This is a genomic window from Pseudomonas sp. AOB-7 (assembly GCF_003696305.1).
Lineage (GTDB): Bacteria > Pseudomonadota > Gammaproteobacteria > Pseudomonadales > Pseudomonadaceae > Aquipseudomonas.
Window position 1 is genome coordinate 261,010 of sequence record NZ_RFFK01000004.1, and the last position, 18,979, is coordinate 279,988.

The 18,979-nt window shown below is 66.7% G+C and carries 23 protein-coding genes; 14 read left to right on the forward strand and 9 right to left on the reverse strand.

Annotated elements, in window-relative coordinates; all coding sequences use genetic code 11:
• The first annotated feature begins 21 nt into the window (after positions 1-21).
• A complete protein-coding gene (locus EA796_RS10085; protein WP_122108514.1) occupies positions 22-762 on the forward strand; it encodes a YciK family oxidoreductase in 741 nt (246 codons plus the stop codon).
• Between the two features lie 242 nt (positions 763-1,004).
• Positions 1,005-1,931, forward strand: a complete 927-nt coding sequence (locus tag EA796_RS10090) for a GGDEF domain-containing protein (protein WP_021444341.1) — start codon at positions 1,005-1,007, stop codon at positions 1,929-1,931.
• Between the two features lie 103 nt (positions 1,932-2,034).
• Here EA796_RS10090 and rluB read toward each other — a convergent pair whose 3' ends face one another.
• Both rluB and EA796_RS10100 read right to left on the reverse strand, forming a co-directional pair.
• The gene (gene rluB, locus EA796_RS10095; RefSeq protein WP_122108515.1) at positions 2,035-3,192 is read right to left on the reverse strand and encodes a 23S rRNA pseudouridine(2605) synthase RluB; all 1,158 of its coding nucleotides are present in this window, start codon (positions 3,190-3,192) and stop codon (positions 2,035-2,037) included.
• Positions 3,193-3,274: 82 nt separating this feature from the next.
• Positions 3,275-3,457, reverse strand: coding sequence for a DUF1289 domain-containing protein (locus EA796_RS10100; RefSeq protein ID WP_122108516.1), 183 nt, complete (start codon positions 3,455-3,457; stop codon positions 3,275-3,277).
• Between the two features lie 228 nt (positions 3,458-3,685).
• Between EA796_RS10100 and EA796_RS10105 the strand changes: the two genes are divergently transcribed.
• The 3 genes from EA796_RS10105 to gltS are packed head-to-tail and all read left to right on the forward strand — an operon-like array spanning position 3,686 to position 6,620.
• A complete protein-coding gene (locus tag EA796_RS10105) occupies positions 3,686-4,411 on the forward strand; it encodes an IclR family transcriptional regulator (protein ID WP_122108517.1) in 726 nt (241 codons plus the stop codon).
• 16 nt (positions 4,412-4,427) lie between these two features.
• Positions 4,428-5,366, forward strand: a complete 939-nt coding sequence (gene hutG, locus EA796_RS10110) for a formimidoylglutamase (RefSeq protein ID WP_122108518.1) — start codon at positions 4,428-4,430, stop codon at positions 5,364-5,366.
• Positions 5,367-5,408: 42 nt separating this feature from the next.
• Positions 5,409-6,620 (forward strand): sodium/glutamate symporter, encoded by a 1,212-nt coding sequence (gene gltS, locus EA796_RS10115; RefSeq protein WP_122108519.1) that lies wholly within the window; start codon positions 5,409-5,411, stop codon positions 6,618-6,620.
• Positions 6,621-6,639: 19 nt separating this feature from the next.
• On the opposite strand, the gene scpB is transcribed toward gltS, so the two are convergent.
• The 3 genes from scpB to EA796_RS10130 form a co-directional block, all read right to left on the reverse strand.
• On the reverse strand, positions 6,640-7,434 hold the full coding sequence (gene scpB, locus EA796_RS10120) for an SMC-Scp complex subunit ScpB (protein WP_122108520.1): 795 nt from the start codon (positions 7,432-7,434) through the stop codon (positions 6,640-6,642).
• Positions 7,431-8,129 carry a ScpA family protein gene (locus tag EA796_RS10125; RefSeq protein ID WP_177342873.1) on the reverse strand — a complete coding sequence of 233 codons (699 nt, stop codon included), beginning with the start codon at positions 8,127-8,129 and terminating at the stop codon, positions 7,431-7,433. The genes scpB and EA796_RS10125 overlap by 4 nt, the downstream gene beginning before the upstream one ends.
• Positions 8,130-8,257: 128 nt before the next feature.
• The gene (locus EA796_RS10130; RefSeq protein ID WP_122108522.1) at positions 8,258-9,472 is read right to left on the reverse strand and encodes a tryptophan--tRNA ligase; all 1,215 of its coding nucleotides are present in this window, start codon (positions 9,470-9,472) and stop codon (positions 8,258-8,260) included.
• Positions 9,473-10,071: 599 nt separating this feature from the next.
• On the opposite strand from EA796_RS10130, the gene EA796_RS10135 reads away from it, so the two are divergent.
• The 3 genes from EA796_RS10135 to EA796_RS10145 all read left to right on the forward strand — a co-directional run bounded on the left by EA796_RS10135 (position 10,072) and on the right by EA796_RS10145 (position 11,297).
• Positions 10,072-10,341 (forward strand): hypothetical protein, encoded by a 270-nt coding sequence (locus tag EA796_RS10135; RefSeq protein WP_122108523.1) that lies wholly within the window; start codon positions 10,072-10,074, stop codon positions 10,339-10,341.
• Positions 10,338-10,634: a LasR-specific antiactivator QslA gene (locus tag EA796_RS10140; protein WP_122108524.1), complete on the forward strand. Its 297-nt coding sequence runs from the start codon at positions 10,338-10,340 to the stop codon at positions 10,632-10,634. The genes EA796_RS10135 and EA796_RS10140 overlap by 4 nt, the downstream gene beginning before the upstream one ends.
• A gap of 309 nt (positions 10,635-10,943) precedes the next feature.
• Positions 10,944-11,297 (forward strand): PA2779 family protein, encoded by a 354-nt coding sequence (locus EA796_RS10145; RefSeq protein ID WP_021442451.1) that lies wholly within the window; start codon positions 10,944-10,946, stop codon positions 11,295-11,297.
• Here EA796_RS10145 and EA796_RS10150 read toward each other — a convergent pair.
• Both EA796_RS10150 and EA796_RS10155 read right to left on the reverse strand, forming a co-directional pair.
• The gene (locus tag EA796_RS10150; RefSeq protein ID WP_021442452.1) at positions 11,294-11,920 is read right to left on the reverse strand and encodes an L-threonylcarbamoyladenylate synthase; all 627 of its coding nucleotides are present in this window, start codon (positions 11,918-11,920) and stop codon (positions 11,294-11,296) included. The genes EA796_RS10145 and EA796_RS10150 overlap by 4 nt on opposite strands.
• 13 nt (positions 11,921-11,933) lie before the next feature.
• The gene (locus tag EA796_RS10155) at positions 11,934-12,800 is read right to left on the reverse strand and encodes a PHP domain-containing protein (RefSeq protein ID WP_122108525.1); all 867 of its coding nucleotides are present in this window, start codon (positions 12,798-12,800) and stop codon (positions 11,934-11,936) included.
• A gap of 118 nt (positions 12,801-12,918) precedes the next feature.
• Between EA796_RS10155 and EA796_RS10160 the strand changes: the two genes are divergently transcribed.
• The 5 genes from EA796_RS10160 to EA796_RS10180 all read left to right on the forward strand — a co-directional run bounded on the left by EA796_RS10160 (position 12,919) and on the right by EA796_RS10180 (position 16,334).
• Complete coding sequence (locus EA796_RS10160) at positions 12,919-13,218, forward strand: YciI family protein (protein WP_021442454.1); 300 nt, start codon at positions 12,919-12,921, stop codon at positions 13,216-13,218.
• Between the two features lie 36 nt (positions 13,219-13,254).
• Positions 13,255-13,635, forward strand: coding sequence for a translation initiation factor 2 (IF-2, GTPase) (locus EA796_RS10165; RefSeq protein ID WP_122108526.1), 381 nt, complete (start codon positions 13,255-13,257; stop codon positions 13,633-13,635).
• Positions 13,636-13,640: 5 nt separating this feature from the next.
• Positions 13,641-14,318: a response regulator transcription factor gene (locus EA796_RS10170; protein WP_122108527.1), complete on the forward strand. Its 678-nt coding sequence runs from the start codon at positions 13,641-13,643 to the stop codon at positions 14,316-14,318.
• 208 nt (positions 14,319-14,526) lie between these two features.
• Positions 14,527-14,940 (forward strand): Spy/CpxP family protein refolding chaperone, encoded by a 414-nt coding sequence (locus EA796_RS10175; protein WP_122108528.1) that lies wholly within the window; start codon positions 14,527-14,529, stop codon positions 14,938-14,940.
• A gap of 62 nt (positions 14,941-15,002) precedes the next feature.
• On the forward strand, positions 15,003-16,334 hold the full coding sequence (locus tag EA796_RS10180; protein ID WP_122108529.1) for a HAMP domain-containing sensor histidine kinase: 1,332 nt from the start codon (positions 15,003-15,005) through the stop codon (positions 16,332-16,334).
• 47 nt (positions 16,335-16,381) lie between these two features.
• Here EA796_RS10180 and EA796_RS10185 read toward each other — a convergent pair whose 3' ends face one another.
• The gene (locus EA796_RS10185; protein ID WP_122108530.1) at positions 16,382-16,942 is read right to left on the reverse strand and encodes a nitroreductase; all 561 of its coding nucleotides are present in this window, start codon (positions 16,940-16,942) and stop codon (positions 16,382-16,384) included.
• 61 nt (positions 16,943-17,003) lie between these two features.
• Positions 17,004-17,375, reverse strand: coding sequence for a YkgJ family cysteine cluster protein (locus EA796_RS10190; protein WP_122108531.1), 372 nt, complete (start codon positions 17,373-17,375; stop codon positions 17,004-17,006).
• A 148-nt stretch (positions 17,376-17,523) separates the two neighbouring features.
• Here EA796_RS10190 and EA796_RS10195 point away from each other — a divergent pair, with 148 nt between their 5' ends.
• A complete protein-coding gene (locus EA796_RS10195; RefSeq protein ID WP_122108532.1) occupies positions 17,524-18,978 on the forward strand; it encodes a TrkH family potassium uptake protein in 1,455 nt (484 codons plus the stop codon).
• The last annotated feature ends 1 nt before the right edge of the window (position 18,979 follow it).

Consider the following 18,979-nt stretch of genomic DNA (forward strand, 5'->3'; position numbering starts at 1 on the left):
CGCCATCACGAGATACGATCCATGTTCGACTATCAAGCCCGCCCCAACCTGCTCAAGGATCGGGTGATCCTGATCACCGGCGCCGGTCGCGGCATCGGCGCGGCGGCGGCCAAGAGCTTCGCCGCCCATGGCGCCACCGTGCTGCTGCTGGGCAAGACCGAAGCCAACCTCAGCCAGGTCTACGACGAGATCGAGGCCGCCGGCCATCCGCAGCCGGTGGTGATTCCCTTCAATCTGGAAACCGCCCTGCCGCACCAGTACGACGAACTGGCGGTGATGATCGAGAACGAATTCGGCCGCCTCGACGGCCTGCTGCACAATGCCTCGATCCTCGGCCCGCGCACGCCGCTGGAGCAGCTCTCCGGCGACAACTTCGTGCGCGTGATGCACGTCAACGTCAACGCCATGTTCATGCTCAGCAGCACCCTGCTGCCGCTGCTCAAGCTGTCGGACGACGCCTCGGTGCTGTTCACCTCCAGCAGCGTCGGGCGCAAGGGCCGCGCCTACTGGGGCGCCTACGCGGTATCCAAGTTCGCTACCGAGGGCCTGATGCAGGTGATGGCCGACGAACTGGACGGCATCGGCAACGTGCGCGCCAACAGCGTCAACCCCGGCGCCACCCGCACCGCCATGCGCGCCCAGGCCTATCCGGGCGAGAACCCGGCCAGCCGTCCGCTGCCGGAGGAGATCATGCCGGTCTACCTCTACCTGATGGGCCCGGACAGCAGCGGCGTCAACGGCCAGGCCTTCGACGCCCAGTAAAGCCAAGGCAGACCCGGCGCCCGCCGCCGGGTTACGCCGCGACAGAAATCCGCCGCCCGCCGGCGCAAGCGGCATCAGATTGCCACCTCCCCGCCGGACAACCGGCAAAAGCCGGCCATTGGCCACCTTTCACGATACATAAGTGACTGACTTCACAGGGCTTTCACCGCATTTGAACCAGCTGGCATGAAATTCGCTCTAACCCTCTCGTCGTCGCTACATCGCGCCAGAGGATCAGCTCCATGGTTCCCCCCAACCAGACCAACACCATCGATTTCGACGCGGCCAAGCTGCAGCGTCTGGGCTTCACCGGCAACCGCAACCTGCCGCTCAAGCCCGCCAGCCTGGTCGAGCTGCGCCAGCAGCTGGGCCTGCAGCTGCAGACCAGCCTGGACGCCGAGCGCATCGTCAGCCTGTTCTTCCGCGAAGTGCAGCGCCTGGTGCCGCTCGATGCCCTGGCCTTCGCCCATCCGACCCACGACCTGCGCCTGGAGCTGGGCGAACGGGCGCCGCACTCGGCCGGCTACCGCCTGAGCCACGAGGGCGAGTACCTGGGCGAACTGATCTTCCGCCGCAAGCTGCGCTTTGCCGACGACGAACTGGCGCAACTGGAATCGCTGCTGGCCTGCCTGCTGTTTCCGCTGCGCAACGCCCTGCTCTACCGTACCGCGCTGCAGAACGCGCTGCGCGACCCGCTGACCGACACCGGCAACCGCATCGCCATGGACCAGGTACTGCAGCGCGAGGTGGACCTGGCCCGGCGCAACCTGCAGCCGCTGTCGCTGCTGATGCTGGATATCGATCACTTCAAGCAGATCAACGACAGCCACGGCCACGCCCTCGGCGACGAGGTACTCAAGGCCGTGGCGCAGACCCTGAAGAACCAGCTGCGCAATATCGACATGGTGTTCCGCTACGGCGGCGAGGAGTTTCTCGTGGTGCTCTCCAACACCTGCCGCGAGGCCGCGGCGCTGGTCGGCGAGCGCTTGCGCTACGCCGTGCTGGAACTGCAGTGCCTGGACGGCGGCCGGCCGATCGAGGTGTCCATCAGCCTCGGTTGCGCCAGCCTGCTGCCGGGCGAGTCCAGCGAAAGCCTGCTGCGCCGCGCCGACGGCGCCCTGTATATCGCCAAACGCGAGGGACGCAATCGCCTGACCATGGCGGGATAGAGGCCGCGGCAAGCTGCAGGTTCGTAGCCCCAAGGGTGACAAACACGAATGGCAGGACAAAAAAAGGGGCCCCATACGGAGGCCCCTTTTTTCTGGCTGACGCTTAGCGCTTGCGGCCGAAGCCCGGACGCTGGCCGTCGCCGGCCGGCGGACGCTTGCTCGGCGCAGCCGGGCGCGGTTTGCGCGCGGGACGCTCGGCCAGCTCCACCGCCGGGCGCGGCTGGCGTTTCTTCACGTCGCTCGGTCGCTCGGCCACCGGCGTGCCGCGACCACCCTCGCGACGCTCGCCGCTGTCCTTGCGTGGCGCGCGCTGCGGACGTTGTTCACCGCCCTGCGAACGCGGCGCACGGGCCGGACGGGCGCCTTCTCCGGCCGCCTCGTCCGCGGCCGGGCGCAGCACGCGCTTGGCCCGCGGGTCCACCGGCTTGGCCGACTTGCGCTGCAGACGATCGAGCTTCTCGCGCACCTTCTCCTTCATCGCCGGCAGCGCCTGCGGGGTCAGGCCGACCTCGGCGCTGAGGATGTCCACCTCGCGCTGGTCCATCTCGCGCCAGCGGCCCATGGTCAGCTCGGAGGTGAGGAATACCGGACCGAAGCGCACCCGCTTCAGGCGACTGACCACCAGCCCCTGGGACTCCCACAGACGACGCACCTCGCGGTTGCGGCCTTCCATTACCACGCAGTGGTACCAGTGGTTGAAGCCCTCGCCGCCGGGCGCTTCCTTGATGTCGGTGAACTTGGCCGGGCCATCCTCGAGCATGACGCCGCGCTTGAGGTTCTCCAGCATCTCCTCGGTGACTTCGCCGCGTACGCGCACGGCGTACTCGCGGTCCATCTGGTAGGAGGGGTGCATCAGGCGGTTGGCCAGTTCGCCGTCGGTGGTGAACAGCAGCAGGCCGGTGGTGTTGATGTCAAGGCGACCGATATTGATCCAGCGCCCCTCTTTCGGCCGCGGCAGGCGGTCGAACACGGTAGGCCGGCCTTCCGGGTCATCGCGGGTGCAGATTTCGCCGTCCGGCTTGTTGTAGATCAGCACGCGGCGCACCGAGCCGGCGATCTCTTCGCGCTTGAGCAGGCGGCCGTCGAGGGCGATGGCGTCATGGCTGTCGACGCGCTGGCCGAGGCTGGCGGTGGCGCCATTGACCTTGACCCGACCTTCGCCGATCCAGGTCTCGATCTCGCGACGCGAGGCCAGGCCCAGACGAGCCAGGACTTTCTGCAGTTTCTCGCCTGCAGGACGCGGTTGTTCGTGCTCTGTCATCTTGGGCACCTCCCGGTGTAGTAACGGATGATCGAAGGGGCGCGAATCATACGCGCGGCAGGACTCTTAGGGTAGCCGAGAGTTACAACTTGCGCCGGCCGGTCGCCTGCAGCGCCAGCAGGCGCATGTCGGCCTCGGCCAGCAGCACCCGCCGCCCGGCCTTGTCCAGACGCTTCCAGCCCTTGATTTCCTGGCGGCTGCGACCGCAGCCCAGGCAGATATCCTGCTCGAATTCGCAGACCTTGATGCAGGGACTCTTGCTCATTTGATCTCCTAGATCAGGAAGGATCGGATGCGCCCAAGCATATAGGCCTGTTGAGCGGTAAAGAGATTGAAGGATTCGATGCCGCCGTTAAATGCACTCAATGCCGTGACCTGGCCGCACGGTGCACTGCTTTAGCAATGCCGGACTGTTCCAATAAAAATGCTCAATAATTCCCACTAAATGAGAAGGTAATTTCACCAGACGAAAAAAATCATCAAGGATGTCACCATGCACTATCCAAACCCTACCGATCGCCTGCTGCAAATCCTCGTCGCCCTCGGCCAGGCACCCCACGCCCTGTCGGCCAAGGCGCTATCGAGCAGCCTTGGTCAGCCCTTGAGCAGCACCTACCGGCACCTCAATACGCTGCTGCGCTGGGGGCTGGCCGAGGAACAAGGGCACGGGCGCTACCTGCCGGGTCCGGCCTGCCTGCTGCTGGCCAAACGCTTCGACCGCGACTCGACCCTGGTCAGCCTGGCCAAACCCGAACTGCGTCGCCTCGCCGAACTGAGCAAGGAAAGCGTTGGCCTGATGGTGCCAAGCAACGGCCAGGTGATCTGCGTCGAACTGATCGACAGCCCTCAGCCGTTGCGCTGCTGCTACCAGAAAGGCCTGGCCCAGCCGCTACTGCATGGCGCTTCTGCCAAAGCGCTGCTTGCCCACCTTGCCGCAGCCGAGCGCGACGCTCTGCTCGCCGAGCATGGCCTTGATGAACAGCAACGCGCCGCACTGCTGGAGGAGCTGGCAGCCATACGCAAGCGTGGCCACGCCTCCAGCCAGGGCGAGATCGACGAAGGCGTATGGGGCGTCAGCGCCGCCCTGATCGACAGCCGCGGCCGCCTGCACGGGGCCCTGAGCCTAATGGGGCCGAGCAGCCGAGTGCAGCCTAGAGCAGAACAACTGCAACGCTGGACCCAGGAAAGCGCCGCCAGACTCAGCGCCCGCCTCGACTAACCGACAGGAGCCCACCATGCACGCCCTACTCGATCTGACACCCTGGCAAGGCCGTATCGACGCCGATGAAGGGGAGCGTGCGCGGCGCTGGCACCAATGGGTTCGCCCCGTGACCAGCGCCCAAGAACCTAGCGCAGTCCTGCTGGGTTTCGCCAGCGATGAGGGCGTACAGCGCAACCAGGGCCGTGTTGGCGCCTGCGAAGGCCCGCTGGCTCTGCGCCGCGCCCTGAGCAACCTGGCCTGGCATGGCCAGCGGACGCTGTACGATGGCGGCGACGTCGCCTGCCGCGACGGCGACCTGGAAGGCGCGCAACAGCGCTTCGCTGCAGATATCCAGAACCTGCTCGACGCCGGTCATTTCCCTATCGGCCTGGGTGGCGGCCATGAAATCGCTTTCGCCAGTTACAACGGCCTTGCCGATCACCTGGCCAGTCAGCAACCCGAGGCGCGCATCGGCATCCTCAACTTCGACGCCCACTTCGATCTACGCCACGCCGCACTCGCCTCCTCCGGCACGCCATTTAGGCAGATCGCCGAACGCTGCTCCCGTGAAGACCGTCCGTTCAACTACTGCTGCCTGGGCGTGAGTCGAGCAAACAATACCGCCGCCCTGTTCGATGCGGCCGAACGATTGCAGGTGCGCTACCTGCTCGATCACCAGATGCACACTGGCAACCTGCCACTGATCGAACGGACGCTCGACGCCTTCCTCGATGAGATCGACCACCTTTATCTGACCCTCTGCCTGGACGTGCTGCCCGCGGCCCAGGCCCCCGGGGTCAGCGCCCCAGCCGCGCATGGCGTCGAGTTGGCACTGGTTGAGCACCTGTTGCGGCGGATCAAAACGAGCAGCAAGTTGCGCCTGGCCGACATCGCCGAACTCAATCCACGCCTCGACATCGACTCCCACACCGCTCGCTGTGCGGCACGCCTGGTGGCGTGCCTGCTCGAGTAATCAGCAACCCCAGCCACCGTCCCAACCTAGAGAACAATGATAATGATCACCCTGAACCTGGACGCCCTGACCACCACGGCGCTTGCCCTGCTCCTTCTTGCCGGCGGCGTCGTGATCAAGCGGCGCAGCCGCGTACTGACCTTTCTTTGCGTGCCGGCCCCGGTCGTCGCCGGCTTCAGCTTTGCCCTCATCGTGTGGCTGCTGCGCAAGCTCGGAGTACTCGAACTGACCCTGGATACCGCCCTGCAAGGCCCGCTGATGGTTGCCTTCTTCACTACCATCGGTCTCGGCGGCAGCCTCGCGCTACTGCGTCATGGCGGCAAGGCACTGTTCGTCTATCTCGGCGCGTGCTGGGCACTGGCGATCCTGCAGAACCTCGTGGGCGTCGGCGCTGCCGGGCTATTCGACCTGGACCCGTTGCTGGGCCTGATGGCCGGTGCCGTATCGCTGGAAGGGGGATTCGGCGCCGCTGCTGCCTTCGGCCCGGTGGCTGAAAGCCTGGGCGCTCAGGGCGCAACAACCGCCGCGCTGGCCGCAGCAACCTTCGGCATGGTTGCCGGCGGTCTGCTTGGCACACCGGTAGCGCGCTGGCTAATCAGCCGCCACCAACTGCGCATCGACAGCCAGGCCAGCAGCGAGCTGAACCAGCTCGCGCGGGCCGGCCAGGGCAGCCTAGGCCAGCTCGACAGCGCCACCCTGCTGCGCCTGCTGACCTGCATTCTGGTGATCATGGTGCTCGGTTTTTGGCTCGGTGGCGCACTGGACCAACATCTCGGGGTGGTGCTACCCAGCTACGTGGGCGCCATGTTCGTCGCCATCCTGCTGCGCAATATCAATGACCGCGCTCGCCTGATTGAACTGCCGGACAACGCCATCAATACCCTCGGCGACGTCAGCCTGGGCTTGTTCCTGACCATGGCGATGATGAGCCTGAAATTCTGGGAGTTGGAACAGCTCGGCCTGCCGCTGCTGGGCGTGCTCCTGATCCAGGTGGTAGTCATACTGCTGCTCACCGTGTTCGTGCTGTTCCGCCTGCTGGGAAAGGACTACGACGCGGCGGTGCTCTGCGCCGGCTTCATGGGCCATGGTCTGGGCGCCACGCCCAATGCAGTGGCGAACATGGGCGCAGTGTGCGAACACTACAAGGTGTTCTCCTACAAAGCCTTCATCATCGTGCCGCTGTGCGGTGCGGTACTGATCGACATCGTTGCTCTGCCAGCGATCACCTGGTTCCTCAACGCCTTCGCGCCGTGAAAACACCTCGGCGGACGCCTCAAGCGTCCGCCGAGCCTGGCGACACTTCATCGCTATCCAGTTCGGCGACGACCTCTTGCGGCATGTCATTGCGCAGGTCGTCGAAATCGGTCTTCAACCCCTGCTCCATGGTGTCCAGTTCGGCCAGCAGGCTACGGAAGCTGGTTTCCTCGCGCGGTTCGGCGACTTCGCCGCCTTCCTGCAACGCCAGGTCAGCGCGCGCCTGCAGCCCTGCCGGCACCACGGCGTCGTCGTCCAGGGCCAGCTCGGGCTCCGGCTCCAGCTCGCGCAGGGCGGCCAGCGGCGGCAGCTCGTCGAGGCTCTTCAGGTTGAAGTGGTCGAGAAAGCCCTTGGTGGTGGCGAACATCGCCGGGCGCCCGGGCACGTCGCGGTAGCCGACCACGCGAATCCACTCGCGCTCGAGCAGGGTCTTGGTGATGTTGCTGTTGACCGCCACGCCGCGCACGTCCTCGATCTCGCCGCGGGTGATGGGCTGGCGGTAGGCGATCAGCGCCAAGGTTTCCAGCAGCGCACGCGAGTAGCGCTGCGGACGTTCCTCCCACAGCCGGCCGACCCAGGGGGCGAAACGCTCGCGTACCTGCAGGCGGTAACCCGAGGCGACCTCCTTGAGCTCGAAGGCGCGCCCCTCGCAGGAATCGCGCAACACCTCCAGCGCCGCCTTGAACTGCGCCGGCTCCGGTCGCTCGCCCTCCTCGAACAGCTCGTACAAGCGCTCCAGGGACTGCGGCTTGCCGGAAGCCAGCAGAAAGGCTTCGAGCAACTGGGCCAGTTCGCGGGGGTCGGTCAGGTTCATTCGGCTCGGGCTCGGACGTGGATGGCGGCGAAGGGCTCATTCTGCACCAGCTCGACCAGGGATTCCTTGATCAATTCGAGCACCGCCATAAAGGTCACCACCACCCCCAGGCGCCCCTCCTCGGCGGCGAACAGCTCGACGAAGGGCACGAAAGCGCCGCCCTTGAGGCGTTCGAGCACCTCGCTCATGCGCTCGCGGGTGGACAGCGCCTCGCGGGTGATCTGGTGACTCTCGAACATGTCGGCGCGGTGCAGCACCTCGGCCATCGACAGCAGCAGCTCCTCCAGGCTGACCTCCGGTAGCAGCTTGCGCGCCCGCGCCTCGGGGGCGTCCAGGCGCGGCACGACGACGTCGCGGCCGACCCGCGGCAGCTCGTCGAGGCCCTCGGCGGCGGCCTTGAAGCGCTCGTACTCCTGCAGCCGGCGGATAAGCTCGGCACGTGGATCGTCCTCTTCCTCCTCGGCCTCGGCCGAGCGCGGCAGCAGCATGCGCGACTTGATCTCGGCGAGCATGGCGGCCATCACCAAGTATTCGGCGGCCAGCTCCAGGCGCACGGTGTGCATTAGCTCGACGTAGCCCATGTACTGGCGGGTGATTTCCGCCACCGGGATGTCGAGGATGTCGATGTTCTGCTTGCGGATCAGGTACAGCAGCAGGTCCAGCGGCCCCTCGAAGGCTTCGAGAAACACCTCCAGGGCGTCCGGCGGGATATACAGGTCCAGCGGCAGCTCGGTGACCGCCTCGCCGTAGACCAGGGCGAACGGCAGTTCCTGCTGCGCGCCGGCCTGGCTGTCGACGGATTCGCTCATCGGCTGCGGCTCCTTCATCGGTACTTCAGGCCCATGGCCAGGCGCACCTCGGCCAGGGTGTCGCGGGCCTCGTCGCGGGCGCGCTCGGCACCCTCGGCGAGAATGCTGCGCACCAGGTCGGGGCTGTCCTCGTAATCGATGGCGCGCTGCTGCAGCGGCGTCAGTTCGCTCTGCAGCGCCGTGCACAGCGCGCCCTTGCAGTCCAGGCAGCCGATGGCGGCGCTGCGGCAGCCATTGACCACCCAATGCAGCTGCTCGTCGCTGGAATACAGCTGGTGCAGCGGCCACACTGGGCAGCGCTGCGGCTCGCCCGGATCATCGCGGTGCACCCGTGCCGGGTCGGTGGGCATGCGCCGCAGTTTTTCCTCGATCTCGGCGTCGCCGTCGCGCAGGAAGATCGCGTTGCCGCTGGACTTGGCCATCTTCTGCCCGTCCAGCCCGGGGATGCGCGCGAGCTCGGCGAGCAGCGGCTGGGGTTCGGCGAGGATCACCTTGGCGCTGCCCTCCAGATAGCCGAACAGGCGCTCCTGATCGCCCAGAGTGATGTTGCTCTGCTCCTTGAGCAGCGCCCGCGCGGTCTCCAGCGCCTCGCCGTCGCCCTGCTCCTGGTAGGCCTTGCGCAGGCTGCTGTAGAGCTTGCCGGCTTTCTTGCCGAGCTTGCCGATGGCGGCCTCGGCCTTGAGTTCGAAATCCGGCTCGCTGCCGTACAGGTGGTTGAAGCGCCGCGCCACTTCGCGGGCGAACTCGATATGCGGCAGTTGGTCCGCTCCCACCGGCACCACGCCGGCGCGGTACAGCAGGATGTCCGCCGCCTGCAGCAGCGGGTAGCCGAGAAAGCCGTAGGTGGACAGGTCCTTGCCGGCCTGGCGCTCCTGCTGCTCCTTGTAGGACGGCACCCGTTCCAGCCAGCTCAGCGGACAGATCATCGACAGCAGCAGATGCAGCTCGGCGTGCTCGGGCACCTGCGACTGGATGAACAGGGTCGCCGAGCTGGGGCTGACGCCCGCCGCCAGCCAGTCCACCGCCATGTCCATGACGTGCTGCGACAGCTGGCCGACCTCGGCATAGTCGGTGGTCAGCGCATGCCAGTCGACGATGCAGAAGAAGCAGTCGTACTCGTGCTGCAGCTTGACCCAGTTTTTCAGCACGCCATGGTAGTGCCCGAGGTGTAGACGGCCGCTGGGGCGCATGCCCGACAGCACGCGCCGCTCGGAGTCGATAAGGCTCAAACCGGTTTACCTAAACGAACAGACAAGGCGGCGAAGTATAGGGCAGCCAGGCGCCGAACGGAAAAACCCCGATGGGAACGCCGTCCGGCTAGCCCAATTGGATCATCGAAGGTCACCCAGCCACACATTCAAAAAGAATCTTCATGATCGATATTGAGCCATACCGCGACCGGATCGCACGATTCATACGCTTGACAAGGGGCTACCGCAAGAAGCCGGCAATAGAACTACTCCGCAGTTGATTGCCATCCTGAAACCCTCGGGCTAGAGTGCGCCCGTCGTGGTCAATCCCACGACCGGGCGTGAGAACCCGGACGTTGCCCAAGGCGCGGTAGCGCCATAGTGCAAAGCCAATGGTCACCCATTGTGCTACTGCATACCTATGGCGGGCCGTGTGAGGCAGGCTTTTGCCTGGCCGGTTCCCTTGGACGCCGGTTTCTCACCCTTGCACGGTCCGCCTCCTATGCTCGTGAGAAAGCTGGTAGGCGGTTCCTTAACCCGTCCAAGGAGCATAAGGAAAATGCGCTACCCCCTTTTTACCCAAGAGCTCCGCCTTGGGCTTCAAGTCTTGCTGTCCACCTCTGCTCTGGAGGTGTGCCATGGCTGAGTTCGAATCCTGCGTTGTACCTTTTCCGCTGCAGCGAAGCCCGCTGCACGAATCCGAACGCTCTCCCCTAGCCTCTGAAGCTGCTGCTGAACTGCGCGGCGTAATGCTCGGCAATCTGCTGGATCAACTGGCTGAACCTGATGGGCTGCAGCCCGCAGATCTGCGCGTACGGATCGCTGCCTACTCAGCTCTGGATCTGCTCGATGAGATGGTCGTGCTCTATCGCCGCGCTCTATCCGAAGTGCGAGGAGGTGCCAGATGAGCAAGGGCGTTATGACGTGCCTGCCACCTCACGATGGCCACCCAGGTGTCGAGATCATCTGGGCTGCCGACTGCAGGGAAGCGTTCAACCAGGGCGTGAAGCTGGCCCAGAGCTGGCTCGACAACGCCCGCAGCGGCTGGCTCTGGGCGACGATGATTGCCGAGCGCGATCTGCTGCCCTGTGCCATGGAGAGACGGGCCTTCGAGGTCGGATTCCTGAGCCGCGTCCACCAACGCATCCGCGCGCACCAATCCGAAAAACAGCAACACAGCGACTTTCCTCTTGCGCTTTAGCTGAGTAGGTACGAGCCGGTTTTGCCGGCTCGCCCCTCCCGCCTCTGCACTGCCACGATTCCGCAAAGAACAAAGCTCTATCCGCTAAAATTTTCAACTCATCTCTGCCATCGGCGCTACAAACCCTTAGAACACACCTGTGGATTCCAGTTGACGAGAGACCTGGCCCGTTCAAACGGAGTCAACTCTTGATATCTCGGAGCTAAAATAGCAAATGGGTACCGAGGATCCGACTTAACTCCGGCCCTATCACTGATACCGGCGCCGGCACGCCGCGCCGGGCTCACGACAACCCACCGGGAGCACACCATGAACAACAATGCCCTCTCCCTCTGCGCCAGCCTGCTGTTCGCCTGCCTGTTCGCCTTGGCCCTGCCGGCCCAGGCGCAGATGATCGGTACCGAGGAAATCCTCAGCGAACAGAACCTCGCCGCCGAACGCGCCAAGCTCGACGCCCTGCTCGCCCGCAGCGACGTGCAGCAAGCCCTGCAGGCCATGGACGTACCGCCGCAACTGGCCCGCGAACGTGTCGACGCCATGACCCCGGCGGAAATCGCCAGCCTGTCGCAGCGCCTCGACAGCCTGCCGGTGGCCGGCGCGCTGAGCGGCACCGACTTCATCATCATCTTGCTGGTGGCGATACTGGTGGCGCTGATTCTCTAGGGCTTGAGAAAAGGCGAGGGATCGCCACAGCCGACGCGGACGATTTCCGGCTCGTCGTCGGCCAGGTTGACCACGGTGGAGGCCTCCAGGCCACCGAAGCCGCCGTCGATGATCAGCTCGACCTGGTGCTCGAGGATCTGGCGCATCTCGTAGGGATCGGACAGCGGCAGGTCGTCGCCCGGCAGGATCAGGCTGACGCTCATCAGCGGTTCGCCGAGCTGCTCCAGCAGCGCCAGGGCGATGGGGTGGCCGGGCACGCGCAGACCGATGGTGCGCCGCTTGGGGTGCAGCAGCATGCGCGGCACTTCGCGGGTGGCATTGAGGATGAAGGTGTAGGGCCCCGGGGTGTGGTTCTTCAGCAGCCGGAAGGCGGCGGTATCGACCTTGGCGAACAGGCCGATCTGCGACAGGTCACGGCACACCAGGGTGAAGTTGTGCTTGTCGTCGAGCTGGCGCAGACGGCGGATGCGCTCCACCGCGTTCTTGTCGCCGATGGCGCAACCCAGCGCATAGGACGAATCGGTCGGATAGACCACCACGCCGCCGCCGCGGATGATCTCCACCGCCTGTTTGATCAGGCGCGCCTGGGGATTCTCCGGGTGAACCTGGAAAAACTGACTCACGTTTGCTCCCTGCTCATGAAGTGACAGCGGGTGGCTGTGCATGTTCGAAGCGCTTCCAGAGCGCCGTCAGGTCGTCGGGCAACGGGCGGTACATGCCCAGTTCGGACCAGTCGCCCGGCGCATGGAAGTCGCTGCCGACGCTGGCCATCAAGCCGAATTCGCGCGCCAGAATCGCCAAGCCACCGACCTGCTCGGCCGGCTGCATGCCATTGACCACTTCCAGGGCATGCCCGCCCGCCGCAACGAAGTCGGCGACCAAACGCCGACGCTTACTGCGAGTAAAGTCGTATTGCCACGGATGCGCCAGGCTGATCCAGGCTTTGGCCGCGCGCAACGTGCCGACCGCGTCCTCCAGCGCCGGCCAGTGCTGCTTGACGTCGCCCAACTTGCCCGAACCGAGCCACTTGCGAAAGGCCTCGGCGCGGTCGCGCACATGCCCGGCGCGCACCAGGAACTCGGCGAAGTGCGGCCGCGCCGGCGCATTGCCGCTGTCGCCCAACTCCTGCTGCACCGCGCGCGCGCCCTGCAACGCCCCGGGCATGCCCTTGGCCGCCAGGCGCCGGTCGATTTCCTCGGCGCGCTGCCAGCGCCCGTGGTGCAACGCCTCGATGGCCACACGCAAAGCCGGGGCGTCGCTGGCGAAGGCGTAGCCCAGCACGTGGATGGTGGCGCCGCCCCAGGTGCAGGACAGCTCGATGCCGTTGACCAGCTGCATGTCCAGGGCCTCGGCGGCGCGGCGCGCCTCCTCCAGCCCCTCCAGGGTGTCGTGATCGGTCAGCGCCAGCAGCCGCACGCCACGCTCGAAGGCCCGGCTCACCAGCATGGCGGGGGCCAGGACGCCGTCGGAGGCGGTGCTGTGGCAGTGCAGATCGACAGTCATGGCGGCGCTTTCGTTGAGATTGATGTTTGTTATTATGCCGGCACATGCGACTTCTGGCTGCCGCCGCGCAGTAAAAAGCCTGCCCCCGCTCCATGATCGACCCCATCTAAGGACTGAGATGCTCTACGCCATCATCGCCACCGACGTCGAAAACTCCCTCGACAACCGTCTGGCCGCTCGCCCCGCCCACCTCGCCCGCCTCGAGGCGCTCAAGCAGGAAGGCCGCCTGCTGCTGGCCGGCCCGCACCCGGCGATCGACAGCAACGACCCGGGCCCGGCCGGTTTCAGCGGCAGCCTGATCGTCGCCGAGTTCGACTCCCTCGCCGCCGCGCAGAGCTGGGCCGACGCCGACCCCTACCGCGCCGCCGGCGTGTACGCCAGCGTGGTGGTCAAGCCGTTCAAGAAAGTGCTGCCCTGATCCCTCCCACGCTGCTTTCGCTTACAAGGAATCGCGATGCGCCCGATCCCGCTGTCCGTGCTGGCCACCCTGCTGCTGACCTGCGCCCTGGCGCAAGCCGAGGAAACCTCTCCCCAGCCGCTCGCCGCGGCCACCTCGGCCGAGGCGCAGGCCGATACCCTGGAACAGCGTCTGGCGCAGAGCGAACAGCTGCGTAGCGAACAGCAGGCCAACAGCGCCGCGCAGATGCAACGCCTGCGCCAGGAAAACCAGCGCCTGCGCCTGCAGCTCAAGGAGAGCCAGGCCCGGCAGCAGCCCGGCCTGCTCAGCGAGGAGCAGACTTGGTTCGCCCTCGGCGCCGGGCTCAGCCTGCTTTCCGTGCTGGTCGGTGCCCTGCTGCGCGGCCGCCGCAAGACCCGCCGCGAGTGGATCAACTGAGCGCCATGAGCCGCTTACTGCTGATCGACGACGACCAGGAGCTGTGCGAGCTGCTGGCCAGTTGGCTGACCCAGGAAGGCTTCCAGGTCACCGCCTGCCATGAGGCCGGCAGCGCCCGCCAGGCCCTCGTCGAGCAGGCGCCAGACGCCGTGGTGCTGGACGTGATGCTGCCGGACGGCAGCGGCCTGGAGCTGCTCAAGCAGCTGCGCGGCGAACATCCGGAACTGCCGGTGCTGATGCTCTCGGCCCGCGGCGAGCCGCTCGATCGCATCCTCGGCCTGGAGCTGGGCGCCGACGACTACCTGGCCAAGCCCTGCGATCCGCGCGAGCTGACCGCCCGCCTGCGCGCGGTGCTGCGGCGTAGCACGCCGGCGCCGACCAGCAGCCAGCTGGAGCTGGGCGACCTGAGCTTCAGCCCCAACCGCGGCGTGGTCAGCATCGGCGCGCACGACGTGCCGCTGACCGTCTCCGAGAGCCGCCTGCTCGAAGCCCTGCTGCGCCAACCTGGCGAGCCGCTGGACAAGCAGGCACTGGCGCAACTGGCCCTGGGCCGCAAGCTCACCCTCTACGACCGCAGCCTGGACATGCACGTCAGCAACCTGCGCAAGAAGCTCGGCCCGCACCCGGACGGCCGCCCGCGCATCCTCGCCCTGCGCAGCCGTGGCTACTACTACGCGCCGTAGCTTGGTGCTGAGCGCAGCGAAGCCCAACAGGGCGCCGCCCGCGGCTCCGCCCGGCACCTGCAGCGCCACTCGATACCGCCGCGCCCCGGTAAAGCCCACGCAACAATGCCTTTACCCAAGCTTTACCCAGGCCTGACCGCCCTTGACCTTGACCGCCGCATACTGAGCCCATCCGGTAACGACCGGTTTCGAGACAAGGAGAACCACCATGCGTAAGACCCTCACCGCCCTGCTGCTCGCCGCCACCCTGCCGACCCTGGCGATGGCCATGCCCATGCACGAAGGCGGCCCGCGCCATCACGACCGCGGCCACGGCATGTTCAAGGAGCTGAACCTGAGCCAGGAGCAACGCCAGGAATTTCGCAAGCTGATGGGCGAACAGATGAAGAGCAAGCGCGAGATCACTCAGCGCTACCTGGACAAGTTGCCGGAGGCCGACAAGCAGGCCATGCACAAGGAGCTGGAGAAGGCTCGCGCCGACCAGCACAAGGCCCTGCGCGACCTGCTCAATCCCGAGCAGCAGAAGGCCTTCGACGAACACCAGAAGAAGATGGAGGCGCGCCGCGCCGAAATGGCCGAGTTCAAGGCCTGGAAGGCCGAGAAGGAAGGCCAGGGCAACTGAGCCGACTCAACCCACGGCCCGCCGCTTCCCCGAAGCGGCGGGCTTTCGCATGAGGAATCACCGTGCGTTCACTGTTCTGGCGCATCTTCGCCAGTTTCTGGCTGGCCATCGCCCTGGTCGCCGGGTTATCCATGCTGCTCGGCCGCGCGCTGAACCAGGACGCCTGGGTTCTCAGCCTGCACCCGGGCCTCGACGACCTCGACCGCAAGTGGGTGAAACGCTATGAGCAGCAAGGCCCGCAGGCCGCCCAGCAGTTCCTCGAACAGCGCAAGCAAAAATATCGCATCAACACCCAGGTAATCGGCGAGAGCGGCCAGCCGCTGGTCAAGGGCACCTTCCCGCCTCGCGCCGCCGCCTTCGAAGCCCGCCACGGCGAGGCCCGCCGCCTGCCCTGGCGTCGCCTGACCGCCGAGTACACCAGCCCGGAGAGCGGCGACAGCTACCTGTTCATCTACCGCATCCCCCACCCGGAACTGGCCGCCTGGCACCGCGGCAGCCTGTTCTGGCCGCTCAGCGCGCTGGGCATCGCCCTGGTGGTGCTGACCCTGTTCAGCCTGCTGCTGACGCTGTCGATCACCCGCCCGCTGGATCGTCTGCGCGGCGCCGTGCACGACCTCGGGCAGACCGCCTACCAGCAGAACAGCCTGGCGCGCCTGGCCACCCGTCGCGACGAACTGGGCCTGCTGGCCAAGGACTTCAACCGCATGGGCGAGCGCCTGCAGGGGCTGATCGGCAGCCAGCGCCAGCTGCTGCGCGACGTCTCCCACGAATTGCGTTCGCCGCTGGCGCGCCTGCGCATCGCCCTGGCCCTGGCCGAACGCGCGGAGGCGGCCGAGCGCGACAAGCTGTGGCCGCGCCTGAACCAGGAGTGCGACCGCCTGGAGGCGCTGATCAGCGAGATTCTCGCCCTCGCCCGCCTGGATGCCGACCTCGGCGCCGCACAGCCCGTCGACCTCGCCGCAATGCTCGGCAAGCTGCAAGAGGACGCGAGCCTGATCGCACCCGAGCAGCGCCTGCAGATCCACCTCGAGCACGGCGCTGCGCTGCACGGCTGGCCGGATCTGCTGGAACGGGCGCTGGACAACCTGCTACGCAATGCCCTGCGCTTCAACCCGAGCGGGCAACCCATCGAGATCGAGGTCCGGCGCCAGGGCGAGCGTCTGCTACTCGGCGTGCGCGACCACGGCCCCGGGGTGTCGACCGATCATCTGCAGCGCCTGGGCGAGCCGTTCTTTCGCGCGCCGGGGCAGAACGGCGCCGGCCATGGCCTGGGCCTGGCCATCGCCCGCCGCGCCGCCCAGCGCCATGGCGGCGAACTGCTGCTGGCCAACCACCCGGAGGGCGGTTTCGTCGCCACGCTCAGCCTGCCGCTGCAACCTCAGGATCGCCCGTAGTCCGGATGCGACCGGGCTGGTGCCAGGCTCGCCGGACAGGGACGCGCTCAGCCGTTCCAGGCGCTGACGAAATCCTCGACCGCCAGCTCCGGCGGCCGGCGCAGCTCGCGCTCCGGGGTGCCGAGATAGAGGTAGGCGACGATCCGCTCGTCCGCGCCCAGCCCCAGGCCCTTGGCCACCTGGGCGTTGTAGGCCAGGTCGCCGGTGCGCCAGACCGCGCCGATGCCCTGGGCATGGGCGGCGAGCAATATGCCGTGGGCGGCGCAACCGGCGGCGATCAGCTGCTCCTGCGCCGGCACCTTGGCATGCGCCTGCAACCGGGCGATCACCACCACCAGCAGCGGCGCCCGCAACGGCATGCCGCGTGCCTTGCTCAGCGCCTCGGCGGGCGCCTGCGCGTCGCCGGCCAGCAGCGCCTCGGCGAACAGCTCGCCCATGCGCCCGCGGGCCTCGCCTTCGACGGTGAGGAAGCGCCAGGGCCGCAGCTGGCCATGATCCGGCGCGCGCAGGGCCGCGCGAAACAGCAGCTCGCGCTGCGCCGCGCTCGGCGCCGGGTCGACCAGACGGGGAACGGAAACACGGTTGAGCAGAGCGTCGAGAGCCTCCATCGGCCACCTCCGAGAATCAAAGAGGCGGCATTCTAGCAGGCCCGCGCCGCACGACGCCGGCTCAGGCCACGCGATCGGGCGACACCACCGGCTGGATCGGCGGCGTCAGCGGCGGCAGGCCGTGGGCCTGGCGCGCCTCGTCGCACCGCGGGTTGTGCACGCCGTTCTCCCAGGACGCGTCGAACTCGCGGCAACTGCTCGAGCGCTGTTCGTACAGGGTGCAGCGCACGCCGCAGCCGACCTCGCCGAGCAGCTGGGTGCAGCGCGCCGGTTTGCTTTCGGTGCCGCGCATGGCGACGTAGTGCGGGCTGATCTGGATGACCTGCTCGTCCGGCACGCTACCGCCGGCCGATTGGCATTCGCCCCAGAAGAAGGACACACGAAAAAACGCGCAGCAGGCGCCGCACGTGAGGCAGGGATTAGCGTCGGACATTTGAGGAGGACTCGGAAACCGGCGGACGCCGGCAACTGGCGGCTATTCTATTCTCCGCCATGCGCTTGTAAAGCCCCGTCCGCGGCGGTTTACAGCCGCCCGTCCGCGGGTAGAATGGCGCCTTTTGCAACCTGCCAGAGCCCACTCCATGGCCTTGCCGACGCTGCGCATCATCGGTTTCATCATCGGCATCTTTCTCATTACCCTGGCGGTGAGCATGGTCATTCCCATGCTCACCCTGGCGATCTTCGAACAACCCGAAGACCTCGACGCCTTCCTCTGGTCGAGCCTGATCACCCTGATCGCCGGCCTGGCCCTGGTGATTCCCGGGCGCCCGCAGAACGCCCAGCTGCGCCCGCGCGACATGTACCTGCTGACCACCGGCAGCTGGGTGGCGGTGTGCTGCTTCGCCGCCCTGCCGATGGTGATGATCGCCCATATCAGCTACACCGACGCCTTCTTCGAGACCATGAGCGGCGTCACCACCACCGGCTCCACCGTGCTGGTCGGCCTGGACGACATGTCGCCGGGCATCCTGATCTGGCGTTCGATGCTGCAGTGGCTGGGCGGCATCGGCTTCATCGGCATGGCCGTGGCCATCCTGCCGCTGCTGCGGGTCGGCGGCATGCGCCTGTTCCAGACCGAGTCCTCGGACTGGGGCGAGAAGGTGATGCCGCGCTCGCACATGGCCGCCAAGTACATCCTGCTGGTCTACCTGGCCCTCACCGGGCTCGGCTTCCTGGCCTACTGGGCCGCCGGCATGAACCCCTTCGAGGCGATCAACCACGCGATGACCTCGATCTCCACCGGCGGCTATTCCACCTCCGACTCGTCCCTGGCCAACTGGCAACAGCCGGCGGTGCACTGGACCTCCGTGCTGCTGATGATCCTCGGCGGCCTGCCCTTCATGCTCTACGTCGCCTTCGTGCGCGGCAACCGCCAGGCGCTGCTGCGCGACCATCAGGTACGCGGCTTCCTCGGCTTCCTGCTGCTGACCTGGCTGGTGTTCGGCACCTGGCTGTGGCTGCACTCCGAGCACAACTGGCTGGACGCCGTGCGCATCGTCGCGGTCAACGTCACCTCGGTGGTCACCACCACCGGCTACGCCTTGGGCGACTACACCACCTGGGGCGGCTTCGCCGTGCTGCTGTTCTTCTACCTGACCTTCGTCGGCGGCTGCTCGGGCTCCACCTCCGGCGGTCTGAAGATTTTCCGCTTCCAGGTCGCCTACGTGCTGCTCAAGGCCAACCTGATGCAGCTGGTGCACCCGCGCGCGGTGATCAAGCAGCAGTACAACAACCACAACCTGGACGAGGAGATCGTCCGCTCGCTGATCACCTTCTCCTTCTTCTTCACCATCACCATCGGCGTGCTGGCCCTGGCCCTGACCCTGGTCGGCCTGGACTGGGTCACCGCGCTGACCGGCGCCGCCACCGCAGTGTGCAACGTCGGCCCGGGCCTCGGTCCGACCATCGGCCCGGCCGGCAACTTCGCCAGCCTGCCAGACTCGGCCAAGTGGCTGCTGACCCTGGGCATGCTGCTGGGCCGCCTGGAAATCCTCACCGTGCTGGTGCTGGTCACCCGCAGTTTCTGGAAGCACTGAG